Raw genomic sequence first — 16973 nt, 5'->3', positions numbered from 1 at the left:
TTACTGAGCGGGCAATTCGGGCCGCGGCATGGCTTCCATGAGCTCCGCGACGGATGCGGTGCGGTCGCGTTCCACGAGCGCCCAGAGCGCGTTCGCGCACGTCTCGCCGACGAGCCCCCTCGCCTTGGCGTGCAGGTCCTGTCGGGAGGCGCGTGCGCCGGGCGAGCCGCGGTAGGCGCTCGTCGAAGCCTCGTGCACGGTGCCGTCCGTGAAGGTGACCCGCACTTCGGCGGTCCAGTCTGCCGGGAACGCCGCTTCGACCGCAGGCGAGGTCACACATCTCACCTTCCTCATGAGCGGGAGCAGCTCGTCCGCGAGCTCCGCTGCCCGGTCGAACTGGTCGACGGTCGCGGTGCCGGTGGTGAGCGCGAGCGCTGCGCCGAACGGCATGTTGAACTGCGCATCCACGGCCGATTCGACGCGCAGCTTCGCGTCTGCTGGCACGCTGACGAGGCGCGCGCCCGCTTCGATGACGGCCACCTCGACGTCGTCGACGTCGTCCGCGGACAGGCCTGGCCGCTGCGAGGCGACGTCGAGGAGCAGGTCGATGTTGCCGTGCATGTAGCGGCAGCAGGGGTAGAGCTTGATGCTCGTCCGCCAGGCGTATTCGCCTGGCGTGATGGTGCGCACACGATCGGGGTGGAAGCCGTCGCCGTAGTTCGCGAGGAACCCGTCGCGTCCTTCGAGGGCCGCGGCCGGCGCGACGAAGCCTACGGCGGCGAGCCGGGTCGCGCGGATTCCGACGGCCGCGGCGTGACCCGCGTTGAGGCGCTTCGTCCAGGCGCCGTCGGAGAGGAACTCGAGCGAGCCCGCCGCGAGGTTCGAGGCGAGGCCGATGGCGTCGACCGTCTGCGACTCGTCGAAGCCCAGGAGGCGGGAGACGGCTGCGGCGGCTCCGATGGCGCCTGCGACTCCGGTCGGGTGGAAGCCGCGGCCGTAGCTCTCGGCGGCTCCGAGGACGACCCCGATGTCGCACATCACGTCGTACCCGACGACCGCGGCATCGAGGAGGGCACCGTAGCTCGCCCCGTGCTCTTCCGCCGCGGCGAAGAGGGCCGGGAACAGCACAACGGCGGGATGCAGTGACGCTTCCTCGAAGGTGTCGTCGAGCTCCAGCCCGTGGGCGGTGATGCCGTTGACCAGCGCCGCATCCTCAGCGGACAGCCGGATCGCAGCCCCGAGCACAGACGACGGCGCGACGTCCGTGGCGAGCCCTGCGTAGGCGTCGCGTGCAGCTCGGGCCGACTCGCGTCCGCTGCCTCCGAGCGTCACGGCGAGGGCGTCGAAGAGCAGCGCGCGCATCCACGCGGAGCGCTCCCCGTCGAGGTCAACGGGGCCGAGGGCATGCTGCGCGTAGCTGCGAGCGAGTGACATGTCAGTTCCGTTCTTCGGTGGCGGCGAATTCGCGCCGGACGCGGTCGGTGTGCTCGCCCGTGTCGGGCACTGGCTTCATCGCCGGCCGGTAGGAGCCGGCCGTCACGGGGGGAAGGAGCGAGCGGGCTGACCCCCCAGGGGTCTCGACCTCGACCCACCTGTCTCGCTCCGCGAGCTGCGGATGCGCGGAGAACTCCGCCATCGTCCGCATACGCGCGTTGGCGATCGCCAGGGAGTCGAGGCGTCTGATCACCTCAGCGCTCGGGGTCTCGGCGATCGCCGCTCCGATGAGCTCGCTGAGCGCGTCCCGGTTCGCGACCCGATGCTCGTTGAGGCTGAACCTCGGGTCGTCGGCGAGCTCCGCCGCCCCCAGGACGTCGCGGCAGAAGCCCGCGAACTCCGTCTCGTTCTGGATGCCGATGAACACGGTCCCGTCGGAGGCTTCGAACGGGCCGTATGGGGCGATGGTGGCGTGGGATGCACCGTGCCGCTGGGGCGGGTGGCCGCCGTACTCGGCGAACAGGTAGGGCTGCTGCATCCATTCGCCGAGCGCCTCGAGCATGGAGACCTCGATGCGGTCGCCGACGCCGGTCCGTCCGCGCTGGATGAGCGCGGCGAGCACACCGGAGTACACGTACATGCCCGCCGCGATGTCGGCGACGGAGGCCCCGACCTTCGACGGCTGCTCCGGGGTGCCGGTCACCGAGAGGAGGCCGGCTTCACACTGCACGAGGAGGTCGTAGGCCTTCTTGCGCGTGTAGCTGCCGCCCGTGCCGTATCCGGAGATCTCGGCGTAGATGAGTCGGGGGTTGCCTGCCGCGAGTGCGTCGTAGCCGAGGCCGAGGCGGTCGAGCGCGCCTGGTGCGAGGTTCTGCACGACGACGTCGGCGGTCGCGGCGATGCTGCGGAACAGCTCGGCGTCCGCCTCGTCCTTGAGGTCGAGCACGACCGATTCCTTGCCGCGGTTGAGCCAGGCGAAGAAGCTCGATGTGCCGTGCACGGTGGAGTCGTAGCGGCGCGCGAAGTCGCCACCTGCACGCTCGATCTTGATGACGCGGGCGCCGAGGTCGGCGAGCTGTCGCGTCGCGAAGGGTGCGGCGACCGCCTGCTCGACGCTGAGCACGGTGATGCCGTCGAGCGGCCTGCCGTTCATGATGCTTCCCCGAGCGCGGCGAGCAGGCGCCGCGCTCGCCGCAGCACGGGTGCGTCGACCATGGCCCCGTCGACCTGCACGGCGCCGGAGCCTGCGCCGACCACGCGGCGGGCCCAGTCGATCTGGGCGTCGGTCGGCCGGAACGCCGAGGCGATGGCGGGCAGCTGGGCGGGGTGGATGGCGAGCATGCCGCCGAAGCCGAGGGCGACGGCGTGCGTGGCGGCGGACTCGACGGCCGCGACGTCGCGGATGCTGGCGCTCGGGGATTCGACTGGGGCTGGTGCCCCGGTGAGGCGCGAGACGAGGACCAGCTCGACGCGTGCCGCATCGAGCAGCGAGTCCGCGTCGCCGCCCGCATCGACCGCGAAGTCGAGCGCCCCGAAGGCGAGGCGCACGTCGAGCTCGGGCTCACCCGGGCCGCGGGTGACGAGCGTCTCCGCCACGCGAAGGCCGCGCACGGTCTCTACGAGCGCGAGGAGCGGCGCGCCACCCGAGGCGTCGCTCACCTGCCGGAGGTAGGCCCGCGACTCGGCCTTCGGCACGGCGACGCCAGCGAGGGCGCCGGGCGACCTGGCGGACACGTCCTCCAGCAGCGCGAGGTCGGGCGCGCTGTCGCCCGTGTCCGCCGGGTTGACCCGCACGAGCACACGACCGGGTGCGGCCGTGGCCAGCAGATCGCGGATGGCGGTCCGCGCCCGTTCCCGGTTGTCGGCCGCGACCGCATCCTCGAGGTCGAGGATCACCAGGTTGGCCCCGGAATCCAGCGCCTTCGAGAAGCGGTCGGGCCGATCCCCCGGGACGAAGAGCAGCGTCTGCGCTGCCGCGAGGGCGCTCATCGCTCGACCGCGTCGGGCAGCGACGACTCGTCGGGGCGTGGCGTCGGGGAGACGGGCAGGAACCCGCGTCTCGAGACCATGAACGTGCGTCGGAAGCTGATGACGACGACGCCCTCCTGGTTGTACCCCTCGGTCGCGACCTCGACGATGCCGACCGAGGGGCGCGAGCGAGACTCCCGGAGCGAGAGCACCTTGGAACGCGACGAGATCGTGTCTCCCACGAAGACCGGATGCGGGAGCCGGACCTCGTCCCAGCCGAGGTTCGCGAAGACGTTCATGGACAGATCGATCGTCGACTGCCCGGTGACGAGGGAGAGCGTGAAGCAGGAGTTCACGAGGATGCGCCGGAACTCGGTGCTCTCCGTGAGGCGCGCGTCGACGTGCACCTTCGCGACGTTCTGCGTCATGAGGGTCGACGTCATGTTGTCGTCCTCGGTGACGGTCTTGGAGAACGGGTGGTAGTAGAGGTCTCCCGGGGTGAAGTCCTCGAAGACCCGCCCCGTCCATCCTTCGACGATCTGCGTCATGATGCTCCCTACAGTTTGACGATGACGGTCTTGGTCTCGGTGTACGCGTCGAGCGACTCGACGCCCTTCTCTCTGCCGTAGCCGGACTTCTTGAAGCCGCCGAACGGGTACTCGACGCCGCCGCCCGCCCCGTAGGCGTTGACGTATACCTGCCCGGCCTCGACGCGCGCGGCGAGGCGGTGTGCCCTGGAGATGTCGCGGGTCCAGATCGCCGCCATGAGCGCGTAGTCGGTTCCGTTGGCGATGCGGACCGCCTCGTCCTCGTCGGCGAAGGTCGTGGCGACCAGCACGGGGCCGAAGACCTCCTTCTGCGCGATCTCGGAGCTCGGGTCGACGTCGGCGATGAGCGTCGGGGCGAAGAAGGCGCCGGCCCCGTGCCCGTCTGGCACGTGCCCGCCGGTGATGACGCGGCCGTCGGCGCCGTCGACGAGGCCGCGTACCCGGTCCTGCTGCTTGACGGACACGAGCGGGCCGAGGTCGCGGTCGTCGGAGCCCGGGCCGATGGTCACCCGCTCGAAGGAGGTCTTCAGCTTCGCGAGAAGCTCGTCGGCGACATCCTCGTGGACGATGAGTCGTGAGCCCGCCGAGCAGGTCTGACCCGCGTTCTGCAGGATGCCCTTCGTGATGAACATCGTCGCCTCATCGAGGTCGGCGTCGGGGAACACGACGTGGGGGCTCTTTCCCCCGAGCTCGAGCACCGCCGGGATCACGTTCTGCGCGGCCGCGGTCGCGATCGACGTGCCGACCGCAGTCGAGCCGACGAAGCCGATGTGGTCGATGCCCGGATGCTCGGCGAGCGCGGCACCGACCTCGACCCCGATGCCGGTGACGATGTTCAGCACCCCGGCGGGGATGCCGACCTCGACCGCGAGCTCCGCGATGCGCACCGCGGTGCGGGGCGTCTCGTCGGCCGGCTTCAGCACCACGGTGTTGCCCGTGGCCAGGGCGGGCGCGACGGCCCGGCCGAAGAGCTGCATGGGGTAGTTCCAGGCGATGACGCTGCCGCAGACGCCGAGCGCCTCCCGCCGCGTGTACACGTGGAACGCCGGATCGACGGGCAAGGACAGGCCGTAGTAGGAGTCGATGGCCCTGCCGTAGAAGGTGAAGTACCGAGCAGCGACCGTCGCATCCGTTCGCGCCTGGGTGAGCGGCTTGCCCGTGTCCTGCGATTCGAGCAGCGTGAGCTCCTCGCGGTTCGCGATGATGGCCGCCGCGAGCGCCTGCAGCAGGTCGGCGCGCACCTCCGGCTTGGTGGCGGCCCATCCGGGTTGCGCGGCCCGGGCGGCTGCGACCGCGGCATCCACGTGGGAGGCATCGCATCGCGCGGTGAGGCCGAGCACCTCCCCTGTCGCCGGGTCGATGTTCTCGTAGCTGCGCTCAGCGGCCACGCGCTCGCCGCCGATGTAGGCCGTCGTCGTGGCAGCTCCCGACGCGGTGTGCACTGATTGGGACATGTCTCTCCTGGAATCTCTGCTGGCCTGGAATCTCTGCTGGCCAAAAATCTCTGCTGGTCGTCGGCGGATGTCGACGTGGTGTCGCCGGTGATCAGTCGTCGATGACGATGCCGGCGCGGGTCACCTGCCGCGCCTCTGCGGCGGCGAGGGCCTCTGGCACCTGATCGAGGGTGTAGTCGGCGTCCACGAGCGACTCCCACGGGAACTGCGGCGTCGCCTCGATGAAGCGCACGGCCTTGCCCAGCACCTCGAGCGGGTAGCGGATGGCGGCGCGGATCTGCACGCCGGTCCGGGTGAAGAGGCCAGGGTCGAAGTCCGTGAACTTGTTCGGAGAGATGTTGCCGATCTCGACGACGATGCCGCCGGATCTCGCCGACCGCACCGACTCCGAGAACGCGGACGGCACGCCGGTGAGGTCGATCACGACGTCACCGCCCCCGCCCGTCGCGTCGCGGACGAGCTGCACGCGTGCCGCGCCGTCAGCGGCCTGCGAGAGATCGATCGTGTGGTGGGCGCCGAAGTCCTTGACCTTCTCGAGGCGGCTCGGCGTCATCTCCGCCACGTAGACCTCCGCCCCAAGCACCGAGGCGACGGCGGAGGCGCAGACACCGAGCCCGCCGGCGCCGAAGATGACGACCTTGTCCCCGTAGGAGACCTCCCCGAGGAGGCACCCGTAGTAGACCTGCGACAGGGCGCAGTTGGCCGAGGAGGCAGCCTTCGAGGTGACACCGTCCGGCACCTTGTACACGGCCTGGTTCGGGCCCACCGCATAGTGCGTGCCGAACGTGCCGAAGAAGTGCGGGGCCTCGTCGGCCTGCTTCGACCATCCCGTGTAGGCGTTGCGGCAGATGTTGCCGTGCCCGTTGTTGCACTCGGGACAGCGGCGGCAGGCTTGGAAGTACGTGGCCACGACTCTGTCTCCCACGGCGAGCGGCGCCCCTGCGAAGTCGGTCGTGACGCCGTCTCCGAGCGCGGCGACTCGGCCGACGCCCTCGTGTCCCATGACGCAGCCGGGTCGAACCAGCGGGTGGCTGCCGTGCAGGATGTGCACATCGGAGCCGCACACGTTGGCGCGGATCATGGACAGCACGACCCCGCCCGGCACGGGGGAGGGCACCTCGTAGGACCGGGACGCGGTGCGGTCGATGTCGTCGAGGATCGTCGTCGTGCCGTGCGCCTGCTGCGCATCGGTCTGGGCGTGCGTGGAAGCTGTCGCAGTCATGCTCCGGCCCCTCTCCTGGTGGTTGTGTTCGCCGTCGAGGCTTGCGATTCCGTTGCGCGAGCTGCGGCGGCCGTCGCGGAGGCGACCGATGCGCCGATGTCGTCGCCCGCACGCAGCGGGCGCCCCTGGAAGATCCCCTCGTGGGCGAGGATCGGGCGCCGGTCACCGGCGAGCTCCGGGTACTTGGCCTCGAGCTTCTCGCGCTTCTCGATCTTGGAGCGCCAGTGGGCGACCGCTTCGGGGCGGCCGCGATCGATGCCCTGCCAGCTGTGCGGCATCTCGGCGCGGCTGGGTCCTGCGTCGGCGGCGCCCCCGATCCGCACCGCGGAGGGGACACGGCTGGTCGCCGTCCCGCATCCGGGGCAGGCGGGGTTGTCGGCAAGCATTGACTCGATGCCGGCCTCGAAGCGATGCCCTTCCTGGCAGCGGAAGTCGTAGAGGATCATGAGTAGAACCCGTTCGGCGCGAAGGTGAGCTCCTTCTTCTGCTCTTCGTCGTGGCCGAAGATCACCTGGGCGTCGGTCTCCTGGGCGATGCGGCGGAGCTTCTCGACCGACTCGAGCCACGCGAGGTTGTTCCACACGATGGCCGCGCCGACCGCGGGCGGCCCCCAGGAGTCGGCGAGGTAGACGGCGTCGGAGGTGAAGATCTTCGTGCCGTCGTTGGGCAGGTCGACCTTGAGCGACATGGTTCCCCACGTGTGGCCCGGCGTCTGGATGACGCTGACGCCCGGCAGGATCTCGTCGTCACCGGCGATGCCGCCGATGTTGAGGCCCTTGAAGTCGTCGGGGATGTGCGCGCCCTGGTTGTACCCGGTGATGGTGGCGACTCCGTCGAGCTCGGCCTGGCTCGTGACGATGCGGGTCTTGCCGTTGTCGAACATCCTGGCGTTGGCGGCGTGGTCGAAGTGCAGGTGCGAGAGCACGAGGATGTCGATGTCGTCCGGGGTGAGCTCGAGCTGCTTGAGGCTGGAGTCGAGGTAGCCGGTGTCTGCCTGTGGGTCGTCGATGACGGGGAAGAACTCGTCGAAGCCGGTCGGAGCCCAGTGCTCAGCCCAGTTGCGTGGGACGCCGGTGTCCCACAGGATGCGCCCGTCCGGGTGGTCGATGAGCACGGCGTGCGTCGGCACCTGACCCCATGCGCGTTCGTCGTGGCGGTGGTCGCGGGTCTTGATGACCCTGCCTGGCTTGAGCAGCAGCCAGGTGAGGTCGGCTTCCATGGTTCCTGACTCCAGGATGTGGAGCTTGATGTCGTTCGTCACTTGCCATCTCCTTTGATTGGCCCAGCGGGGGAAGGCGCTCGGGCTCTGGGTGGCGAGCGTGAGGAGCGCTTCCCGATTACCGTAAGCGAATATATTCAAGGGGTCAATACCTTGTAGCCAGCTCTCAGCCTTGCTATGTTGGCGAATATCCTAAAAATATTTGACGGCCTGTCGCCCTGTCGCGAGTGCCGCCCCTGATCGAAGGAGAGCCGCTGTGACAAGCCGGACTGCCAGCGACGACAGAACAGCCCTGCGTGCGCGCACTGAAGCGGTCTGCGACGAATTCGACGACACCTACTGGCGTGAGACCGACCGCGAGCGCCGCTATCCGCAGGAATTCGTGGACGCCATGGGAGCTGCCGGCCTCCTCTCGGTCATGATCCCCCGCGAGTACGGCGGTGGCGGCTACGGCATCGACGCCGCCACGGGAGTCATGGAGGCGATCAACCGCTCCGGAGGACACTCCGCCGCCTGCCACGCGCAGATGTACACGATGGCCGCACTGCTGCGGCACGGCACCGACGCGCAGAAGGACCGCTACCTCCCCGGCATCGCGGACGGCAGCATCCGCCTCCAGGCGTTCTCGATCACCGAGGACGCCGGCTCGGACACCCTCGCCATCACGACCACCGCGACGCCCGACGGCGACAGCTATGTGATCGACGGCCACAAGACCTGGACGAGCCGGTTCGAGGAGTCCGACCTCGCACTCGTGCTCACGCGCACCTCCGAGACCCCGAAGGGAACCACGGACGGCCTCACGCTGTTCCTGCTCGACCTTCGCGAGATCCGCGCACAGCAGCCGGATGCCCTGCTCGTCACCCCGGTGCGCACCATGTTCAACTACGCCACCAACCAGGTCACCTACCGAAGCGTCCGCGTGCCCGCCGACGCGGTCATCGGACGAGTCGGCAACGGCTTCCGGCACGTGCTCGACGGCTGGAACGCCGAGCGCATCCTGCTCGCCTCCGAAGCCATCGGCGACGGCTACTGGTTCATCGAGCGCGCCGTCTCCTACGCCAAGTCCCGCCACGTGTTCGGACGCGCCATCGGAACCAACCAGGGCGTCCAGTTCCCCATCGCCGACGCCTACATGAAGGTTCGCGCGGCCGAGCTCATGCGGGACGAGGCGACCGCGCGCTTCGATGCGGGTGAGCCCGCCGGCGCGGAGGCGAACATGGCGAAGCTGCTCAGCTCCGAAGCGTCCTGGGCGGCCGCCAACATGTGCCTCGACACGCACGGCGGCTACGGATTCGTCGACGAATACGACGTCGAACGCAAGTTCCGGGAGACTCGGATGTTCTCCGTCGCACCCATCAACAACAACCTGGTCCGCAGCTTCGTCGCCACGAAGGTGCTCGGGCTGCCGAAATCGTACTGAACGGGGCCCACCCCCCGGGCCGCAGCATCCACCGCATGTATCGACGAAGGAGTCAACATGAACATCCAGGGAGCAGTCCTCGAGGAGATCGGCCTGCCGCGGCCGTACTCGGAGTCGAAGCCGTTGAAGGTCGTCGAGCTGGAACTCGACGATCCGGGACCCGACGAGGTCCTGATCCGCATCAGGGCGGCAGGGCTCTGCCACTCCGACCTGTCCGTCGTCGACGGGAACCGGGTACGGCCGACGCCCATGCTGCTCGGCCATGAGGCTTCGGGGATCGTGGAGAAGGTGGGTTCGAACGTCACCGACCTCGAGATCGGCGAGCAGGTGACGACGGTTTTCCTCCCCCGCTGCGGTGAGTGCGACAACTGCAAGACCGACGGGAAGCTGCCGTGCACTCCCGGCAGCGTGGCCAATAACGCCGGCTACCTGGTCGGCGAGCACTTCCGGCTGCACCGCGACGGGAAGGACATCTTCCACCACGTCGGCGTCTCCGGATTCGCGACGCACGCGGTGCTCAACCGCCAGTCGGTGGTGCCCATCGGGCACGACGTGCCCCCGGAGATCGCCGCCGTGCTCGGCTGCGCGGTGCTCACCGGTGGCGGCGCCGTCATCAACGCGGGCAAGCCGCAGGACGGCGACACCGTGATGATCGTCGGCCTGGGCGGCGTCGGGATGGCGGCGCTCCTCACGGCCGTCTCGCTGGAGAAGGGCAAGGTCATCGGCGTGGACGCGAACCCCGAGAAGCTCACCCGAGCCCTGGAGCTTGGCGCGAGCGAGGTCTACACGCCAGCGGAACTCGCCGAGAACGGCGTGAAGGCCCCCATCGTCATCGAGGCGGCTGGCCATCCGCGCGCCTTCGAGACCGCAGTCGCCGCTACCGGCGTCGGCGGCACGACGGTCACGGTCGGCCTGCCCTCACCGGATGCGCGTTCATCGATCGCTCCGCTCGGGCTCACCGGGGAGGCACGGACCATCGTGGGCTCCTACCTGGGATCGGCAGTCCCGGCTCGCGACATTCCCGTCTACGCGCAACTCTGGCGCGACGGGAAGCTGCCCGTCGAGGAGCTCATCTCGGGACGCATCCGGCTGTCGGAGATCAACGATTCCCTCGACAAGCTCGCCGACGGGCAGGCCGTGCGACAGGTCATCATCTTCGACGAGTAGAGCGATCGCCGCCGGGCTCCGACCGGGGCGAGCCCCAGAGCTGACTTGTGGTCGTCAACCCTCAAGGTTGACGACCACAACTCAGCTCTCGACTTCCGGGCCACCGCGCGCCTCGCGCCCCGCGCCTCGGGCCTCGGGCCTCGGACCTCGGACCTCGGACCTCGGACAGCACGCTGCCCTCCAGCACCCACGGAATCCGCGCGACCCCAACCCGGATGCCGAAGGCCCCCGCGAAACGCAGAGCTGACTTGTGGTCGTCAACCCTCAAGGTTGACGACCACAACTCAGCCCTCGGCGTTCAGGGGGACGCGAGCGCCGGGTGCCGGGCGGCGGGCGGTGGCCCGAGGAGTTACGCGTCACTCGGACGCGGGCCCGGACGGCGGACCGCGGGGTTACGCGTCACTCGGGCGCGGGCGCGGACGCGGGCTGGAGAGCTTCCGCGGCGGCCACGAGGTCGGGGTGCCCCGCAAGCCCACGGACCCCGTGCATCGAGTACGTCGCCATCATGATCGCGACCGGCACGTGATCGCCGACGAGCATCAAGGGCTCCGCCCCCTCGAACTGCAGCACCAGCGACCGCTCGCGCAACGACGGGTAGCTCGCGACGACCCCCGAGTACCAGAACGACAGCCACCGCCCGCCCGCGAAGCAGATCAGTCGCTGGTTCGAGACCAGGACCCTCGCCGTCTGCCACTCTCGCCACTGCTCCGCGGCTTCTCGCTCAGCGCTCGACCGGGCGGATGCGTTGCCGAGCGCATTCACTGCAAGCCCGGCCGCGACGAAGGCCGGGCTGCCGAAGAAGAAGCCGGAGGTGGTGGAGTAGCTGACGTCTCGCCCGTAGTAGCGGGCGTAGGTCGCTGGCGCATCCTGGAAGAACACCTCGTCAGGTGAAGCGCGGAAGTCCCACACTTCGACGGTCTGCGGGATGCGCTGCTCGAGCAGCTCATCCCGGAAGCGAAGCGCAGCCGTGAGCCGGTCGTGGGAGTAACGCTGCGCGTCGAGCCGCTCGCGCTCTCGGCTCGTGTACTTGCCGCGGCGGTGCCTGCTCTCACGGCGATTCACGGCGGCCCCTCGGAGCGCCGCGCGGCCAAGGCCCAAGAGGAGGAGGACAGCGAAGAGCATGCAGGCCCAGAAGAGCAGCGAGAGGCCGAGTCCCGTGAAGGAGCGGCCGACCTCGTCGTCCGCTGACGGAGCCCCCTCGAATCCGGAGAGCACCGGGGTGACGATGGCCGCGATGAGCACGAACACGGCCCCGAGGACGAGCAGCGGCACGAGCCAGCGCCCACGCCGCTTCCACCGCTCGGCCTCACCACCCTCACCGTGCTTCCGCGCGGCCCAGCGTCGTTCGACGGCGCGCAGGAGGTCGACTCGGACGACGTGCGTCGACAGGATCACCAGGGCGAGCAGCGCGGCGGGCAGGAGCAGGAAGTACGCGAGTGTGGCGAAGCTGAACGCGAGCTCGTCCGCCGATTGCGCTACGTGGAGCCGTTCGAGCGACTGGGGTGCAGCACCGAGCCCGAATGCGACCAGGGCGACGAGCAGCCCGAGCCAGATGAAGCGGCCTACCTGTGAGCCCCGTTTCGTCGTCATGACGCCAACGTACGACGATCCACCGACGTTCGGCCAGGTCAGTCCTCCCCCGCCAGGCCGCAGAAGCGAACGCACCGGCCGAGTGCGGGATCGAGGACGAGGGTCAGGCGGTGACGCCCACCTCGCCGGTCGCGGTCGCGTCCGCGACGTCGCGCCTGCTTGCGCGGGCACCGAGGGTGCCGCGGAACCACAGCGCGCCCGCGACCGCGAGGCAGACGAGGAAGGCGCCGAGTGCACTCACGACGGGCACGAGCGCCTCGCTCGGTCCTGCCACGAACGGCATGAAGGCGACGACGAAGAACACGACGACGGCGATGGGCGGCGAGAAGAGCAGCGGCAGCGTCCAGGTCGCGAAGAGCGGTGTCTCGCGCAGTGCGATCCACCCGAACGTGGTGCCGACGGCGTACACGGCGTAGGCGATGAGACCGACGATGAACGCGAGGAGGACAAGCGGCACGAGCGTGCCGAGGAAGAACTGGTAGGCGTCGCGCCCGAACAGCACCATGACGTCGTCGCTCGCGACGGGCGTGGACGTGAGCCGTCGCAGCGAGAGGGCGATGACGCCGACGATGCCGAGCACGGCGACGACGGGCGCGGCGATGAGTGGCAGTATCCAGCGCAGGTGCTCCATGCCGCTCAAGATAAGCGCGGTTGCGGATGCGCGCGGCGAGCGACGCGCCCGAGTTACCCACCAGAGACCTCCCGACTGCGCCTCCCTCCCGCCTCACGCGGCCCTCACCCGGGCGCAAGTGTGAGCCAGATGCAGGTTCCAGCGAACTGGAACCTGCATCTGGCTCACGCTTCTGTCATCGGCGCCGGCACTGATACTGACGCAGGCGCCAGGCGCCAGGCGCCAGCGCCCTACTCGATTGCCGCGGAGTGCGGCGTGGTGGACTGCACGGTGAGGGACTCGCCGTCGCTCGCCACGACGACGGAGATCGTGTCGCCGTCGCGGACCGTGCCCGCAAGGAGTGCCCTCGCGAGGCGGTCGTCGATCTCGCGCTGCATGAGCCGACGCAGCGGCCTGGCCCCGTAGATGGGGTCGTAGCCTCGCTCGGCAAGCCAGGCCCTGGCGTCGTCGTCGACCTTGATCGTGAGGCGACGCTCGCCGAGCCTGCGCTGCAGCCGCTCGATGTAGAGCGCCACGATCTGCGCCAGCTCATCCTGCGAGAGGGCGCTGAACACGACGATGTCGTCGAGTCGGTTCACGAACTCCGGCTTGAACGAGTGCCGGACGGCCGCCATGACGCTCTCCTCCCGATCCTCGGGGGTGAGGAGCGGGTCGATGAGGTACTGCGAGCCGAGGTTCGACGTGAGGATCAGGATGACGTTGCGGAAGTCGACCGTGCGTCCCTGGCCGTCGGTGAGGCGCCCGTCGTCGAGCACCTGCAGGAGGATGTCGAAGACCTCGGGATGCGCCTTCTCGACCTCGTCGAACAGCACGACCGAGTACGGCCTGCGCCTGACGGCCTCGGTGAGCTGCCCGCCCTGCTCGTAGCCGACGTATCCGGGAGGGGCGCCGACGAGCCGGGCGACGGAGTGCTTCTCCCCGTACTCGGACATGTCGATGCGAATCATGGCCTTCTCGTCGTCGAAGAGCAGCTCGGCGAGCGCTCGCGCGAGCTCCGTCTTCCCGACTCCGGTGGGGCCCAGGAAGAGGAAGGAGCCCGTGGGGCGGTCGGGGTCTGCGATGCCCGCGCGCGTGCGGCGGATCGCATCCGCGACCGTCGCCACGGCCTTCTCCTGCCCGACGAGTCGCTTGCCGAGTTCGGCCTCGAGGTGGAGGAGCTTCTCCATCTCGCCCTGCAGCAGCCTGCCGACGGGGATGCCGGTCCACGCGGCCACTACCCCCGCGATGTCCTCGGCCGTGACGTGGTCGTTGACGAGCTTGGGCCCGCCGCCTTCCGTGGCCTCAGCCTCGTGCAGCTGCTTCTGGATGCCGGGGAGCTCCCCGTAGAGCAGCCGGGAAGCGAGCTCGAGGTTGCCCTCGCGCTGCGCGCGGTCGGCGCGCACGCGGATGTTGTCGAGCTCCTCGCGGAGCTCGCCGATGCGGTTGAGGGATGCCCGCTCGATGCCCCAGCGCTCCTTCAGCTCACCGAGGCGCGCATTCTTCGTGTCGAGGTCGGCACGGAGCGTGGCGAGGCGCTGCCGCGAGGCGTCGTCGTGCTCCTTCTTGAGCGCGAGCTCCTCGAGGCGGAGACGGTCGACCTGCCGCTGGAGGGTGTCGACCTCCACCGGCGAGGAGTCGATCTCCATCCGCAGGCGCGAGGCCGCCTCGTCGATGAGGTCGATCGCCTTGTCTGGCAGCTTCCGGCCCGTGATGTAGCGGTTCGAGAGCGCGGCTGCGGCGACGAGCGCCTGGTCGGCGATCGACACCTTGTGGTGCGCTTCGTACCGCTCCTTCAGACCGCGGAGGATCGCGATCGAGTCCTCGACGCTTGGCTCGCCGACGAACACCTGCTGGAAGCGTCGCTCGAGCGCCGCATCCGATTCGATGAACTGGCGGTACTCGTCGAGTGTCGTCGCGCCGATGAGGCGCAGCTCGCCACGAGCGAGCATGGGCTTCAGCATGTTCGCTGCCGAGATGCTCGACTCTCCGCCGCCAGCACCCATGAGGGTGTGGAGCTCGTCGATGAACGTGATGATGCGCCCGTCGGATTCGGTGATCTCCTTGAGGACGGCCTTGAGCCGCTCCTCGAAGTCGCCGCGGTACTTGGCGCCCGCGATGAGCGCCGACATGTCGAGGCTGACGAGCTCCTTGTCCTTGAGGGATTCGGCGACGTCGCCGGCGACGATGCGCTGGGCGAGGCCCTCGACGACCGAGGTCTTCCCGACGCCGGGTTCGCCGATGAGCACTGGGTTGTTCTTGGTGCGCCGGGTCAGCACCTGGCTGACGCGTCGGATCTCGGAGTCGCGGCCGATGACCGGGTCGAGCTTGCCCGAGCGGGCGATGTCGGTGAGGTTGATTCCGTACTGTTCGAGTGCGCTCTTGGCCTCTTCGTCTGGTGCCTGAGCGCCTTGCATGTTTGCCATGGGGCTCCTTCGTCAAAGTTGCTTCCGACCCAGATGGATCAAGAGTTGAGTCGGTATGGCTCAAGTTTAGATTCCGAGACGGAATAACACCACCCAAAGCTGGGTGGCTCAGCCAACTCCCAGCGCAACCTCGACGCCTCCACACCGCCTCTGACCGGGACTTCTCTTGACGTGGCAGAGTTCCTGTCATGCCAGAAGCACCCGAAGAGTCGCCGCTCGACATCAACGCACTCCGCGTCGGCAGCGTCGAGCTGCTCGGCGAGCGATTCTCGATCGTCAAGGCCGGGCCGTCGGAGGCCGTGCGCGCCTCAGGATTCGGGAGCCCGAACTCGCTCGCCTACGCGGTCTTCGGCCGCCGATCCGAGCTCCTCGAGGTGCAGGAGCTCGATGACGCCGACGCCGCACTCGCCGCCGTCCGAGCCTTCGATGACGGCGACCCGTCGCTCCTCGACGCCATCGACGTCCACCAGGACGGCACCGAGCTGCGCCGCGCCATGTGGAGGGCGGCCAGGCTCGTCGAACCCGGCACCCTCGCGAGCTACGGCGACGTCGCGACCATCGCCGGGCATCCACGCGCCGCCCGCGCCGCCGCGAGCGCGTGCGGCGCCTGCCTCGTGGGCCTCTTCGTGCCCGTGCACCGCATCGTCCGCGCCAGCGGCAAGCTCGCGGGGCACGCTGACGACATCGCCGTCAGGCAGGCGCTCATCGACCACGAACGCGCGATGGGGATGCGCGGCTGACGGTCAGGAGCGCGCCGCGGTCGAGCTCCGCGCGTGCAGCACGGGGAGGACACGAGTGCGCTGCGCCGGTCGACGGGGACCCTCCTCGAGACGCGACACCATCGTCTCGACGGCCAGCCGGCCGATGTGCTGCTTCGGGGGACGCAGCGCCGTGATGGGCGGCTCGGCGTTCTGCGCCACCTCGTCGTCGTAGGCGATGACGGCAAGGTCGTCGGGGATCGACCAGCCGTGATCGCGGGCGTACTGCTGCACGAGCACCGCTTGAGGGTCGGAGTGGATGAGCAGGGCCGTCGCAGATGCCCGGCGGCAATCATCGAGCACTCGAGCGATGAACGCCTCCCTGGACTGCCCGTCCATGTCGTCGAGGTTCGCGTCGACGTCGACCACCGATTCGAGGCCGAGCTCCTCGACGGCACCGCTCCAGCCCTGCCGGAGCTGCGCGGAGGTCGGGGAACCGGTCGAGGTGAGGATGCCGACCCGGCGGTGCCCGAGCGCCGCGAGGTGGTCGGCAGCGAGTGAGCCGCCGAAGACGTGGTCCGTGGTGACCCATTCGAGGCTCGTGAGCGTGGCGACGGAGGAGGCGTGGCGCTCGGCGAGCACGACGGGCACCGGGAGGGACTCCAGCCAGTGCAGCAGCGCCCGTCCGTCTGCACCGCCCGTCTCCGGTGCGGCGATGATGCCGTGGAGGCCGCCCGATTCGACGAGGGAGGAGATCTGCCTGCGCTGATCGTCGACGGAGTAGCTGGCACCCCTGAGCACGAGCTGCACGCCGAGGTCAGTGGCCGCGGCCCGTGCGCCGACGATCACCTGCGGCCAGTAGTAGCTCAGCGACGGGGTGACCATGCCGACCCTGAAGCGAATCGCGGTCGCCTGTGCGGCGACCGATGGCACCGAGGTGTCGAGGCGGCTCCGCAGGGTCGCGCCGCCGTGGACTCTGGTCAGGAGACCGCGATCGGAGAGGTGCGTGATGTCGCGGCGGATCGTGAGCTCGGACACCTCGAGCTGCCGCGCGAGCGCGGCGACGCGGACGGATCCTGCCCGCCGCAGCTCGTTGAGGATCCGCTCTCGACGCAGGAGACCGAACGGCGGCATGTCGTCCACGGATCCGAGCGTACAGACATGTTCGCATCGCGTCGAGCATGAACGGTTCTGTTCGCTTTGCTGGCCTTTTCGCCGACCCCACTTCAAGATCAGCTCGGAAGCACACAGTCGTGCCCGCCGCGCACTCAACGAAC

General features: G+C 69.3%; 15 protein-coding genes. 3 read left to right on the top strand and 12 right to left on the bottom strand.

Annotation, left to right across the window (positions count from 1 at the left end):
- From C5E06_RS00550 to C5E06_RS00515, 8 genes are all read right to left on the bottom strand, one after another.
- Entirely contained in the window at positions 1-1374 is a 1374-nt protein-coding gene (locus C5E06_RS00550) for an MmgE/PrpD family protein (protein WP_104305650.1), read from the bottom strand.
- Between the two features lies 1 nt (position 1375).
- Positions 1376-2527, bottom strand: coding sequence for a CaiB/BaiF CoA-transferase family protein (locus C5E06_RS00545; RefSeq protein WP_104305649.1), 1152 nt, complete (start codon positions 2525-2527; stop codon positions 1376-1378).
- On the bottom strand, positions 2524-3363 hold the full coding sequence (locus C5E06_RS00540; protein WP_104239752.1) for a CoA ester lyase: 840 nt from the start codon (positions 3361-3363) through the stop codon (positions 2524-2526). The genes C5E06_RS00545 and C5E06_RS00540 overlap by 4 nt, the downstream gene beginning before the upstream one ends.
- A complete protein-coding gene (locus C5E06_RS00535) occupies positions 3360-3890 on the bottom strand; it encodes a MaoC family dehydratase (protein ID WP_104305648.1) in 531 nt (176 codons plus the stop codon). The genes C5E06_RS00540 and C5E06_RS00535 overlap by 4 nt, the downstream gene beginning before the upstream one ends.
- An 8-nt stretch (positions 3891-3898) precedes the next feature.
- Positions 3899-5344, bottom strand: coding sequence for an aldehyde dehydrogenase family protein (locus C5E06_RS00530; RefSeq protein WP_104305647.1), 1446 nt, complete (start codon positions 5342-5344; stop codon positions 3899-3901).
- Between the two features lie 91 nt (positions 5345-5435).
- A complete protein-coding gene (locus tag C5E06_RS00525) occupies positions 5436-6566 on the bottom strand; it encodes a zinc-binding dehydrogenase (RefSeq protein WP_104305646.1) in 1131 nt (376 codons plus the stop codon).
- On the bottom strand, positions 6563-7012 hold the full coding sequence (locus tag C5E06_RS00520) for a zinc ribbon domain-containing protein (RefSeq protein ID WP_181059705.1): 450 nt from the start codon (positions 7010-7012) through the stop codon (positions 6563-6565). Before C5E06_RS00520 ends, C5E06_RS00525 begins: the two co-directional genes overlap by 4 nt.
- A complete protein-coding gene (locus tag C5E06_RS00515) occupies positions 7009-7827 on the bottom strand; it encodes an N-acyl homoserine lactonase family protein (RefSeq protein WP_104239747.1) in 819 nt (272 codons plus the stop codon). The genes C5E06_RS00520 and C5E06_RS00515 overlap by 4 nt, the downstream gene beginning before the upstream one ends.
- Positions 7828-8041: 214 nt before the next feature.
- Here C5E06_RS00515 and C5E06_RS00510 point away from each other — a divergent pair, with 214 nt between their 5' ends.
- Both C5E06_RS00510 and C5E06_RS00505 read left to right on the top strand, forming a co-directional pair.
- Complete coding sequence (locus C5E06_RS00510) at positions 8042-9208, top strand: acyl-CoA dehydrogenase family protein (RefSeq protein ID WP_104239746.1); 1167 nt, start codon at positions 8042-8044, stop codon at positions 9206-9208.
- A gap of 57 nt (positions 9209-9265) precedes the next feature.
- A complete protein-coding gene (locus C5E06_RS00505) occupies positions 9266-10375 on the top strand; it encodes an alcohol dehydrogenase catalytic domain-containing protein (RefSeq protein WP_104239745.1) in 1110 nt (369 codons plus the stop codon).
- Positions 10376-10774: 399 nt separating this feature from the next.
- Here C5E06_RS00505 and C5E06_RS00500 read toward each other — a convergent pair whose 3' ends face one another.
- The 3 genes from C5E06_RS00500 to C5E06_RS00490 form a co-directional block, all read right to left on the bottom strand.
- Positions 10775-11965 carry a hypothetical protein gene (locus C5E06_RS00500; protein WP_104305645.1) on the bottom strand — a complete coding sequence of 397 codons (1191 nt, stop codon included), beginning with the start codon at positions 11963-11965 and terminating at the stop codon, positions 10775-10777.
- A 103-nt stretch (positions 11966-12068) separates the two neighbouring features.
- Positions 12069-12596: a hypothetical protein gene (locus C5E06_RS00495; RefSeq protein WP_104305644.1), complete on the bottom strand. Its 528-nt coding sequence runs from the start codon at positions 12594-12596 to the stop codon at positions 12069-12071.
- A gap of 230 nt (positions 12597-12826) precedes the next feature.
- Positions 12827-14998, bottom strand: a complete 2172-nt coding sequence (locus tag C5E06_RS00490; protein ID WP_104305643.1) for an ATP-dependent Clp protease ATP-binding subunit — start codon at positions 14996-14998, stop codon at positions 12827-12829.
- Positions 14999-15186: 188 nt separating this feature from the next.
- Here C5E06_RS00490 and C5E06_RS00485 point away from each other — a divergent pair, with 188 nt between their 5' ends.
- Positions 15187-15738 (top strand): methylated-DNA--[protein]-cysteine S-methyltransferase, encoded by a 552-nt coding sequence (locus tag C5E06_RS00485; protein WP_104305642.1) that lies wholly within the window; start codon positions 15187-15189, stop codon positions 15736-15738.
- Between the two features lie 3 nt (positions 15739-15741).
- Here the strand turns inward: C5E06_RS00485 and C5E06_RS00480 are convergent, their stop codons facing one another.
- On the bottom strand, positions 15742-16830 hold the full coding sequence (locus C5E06_RS00480) for a substrate-binding domain-containing protein (RefSeq protein WP_104305662.1): 1089 nt from the start codon (positions 16828-16830) through the stop codon (positions 15742-15744).
- Positions 16831-16973: the final 143 nt, after the last annotated feature.

The sequence above is a fragment of the Pseudoclavibacter sp. RFBI5 genome, from assembly GCF_002931395.1.
Classification (GTDB): Bacteria; Actinomycetota; Actinomycetes; order Actinomycetales; family Microbacteriaceae; genus Pseudoclavibacter.
Note: the sequence above shows the minus strand (reverse complement) of the source record. Positions and strands in the feature narration are given on the sequence as shown.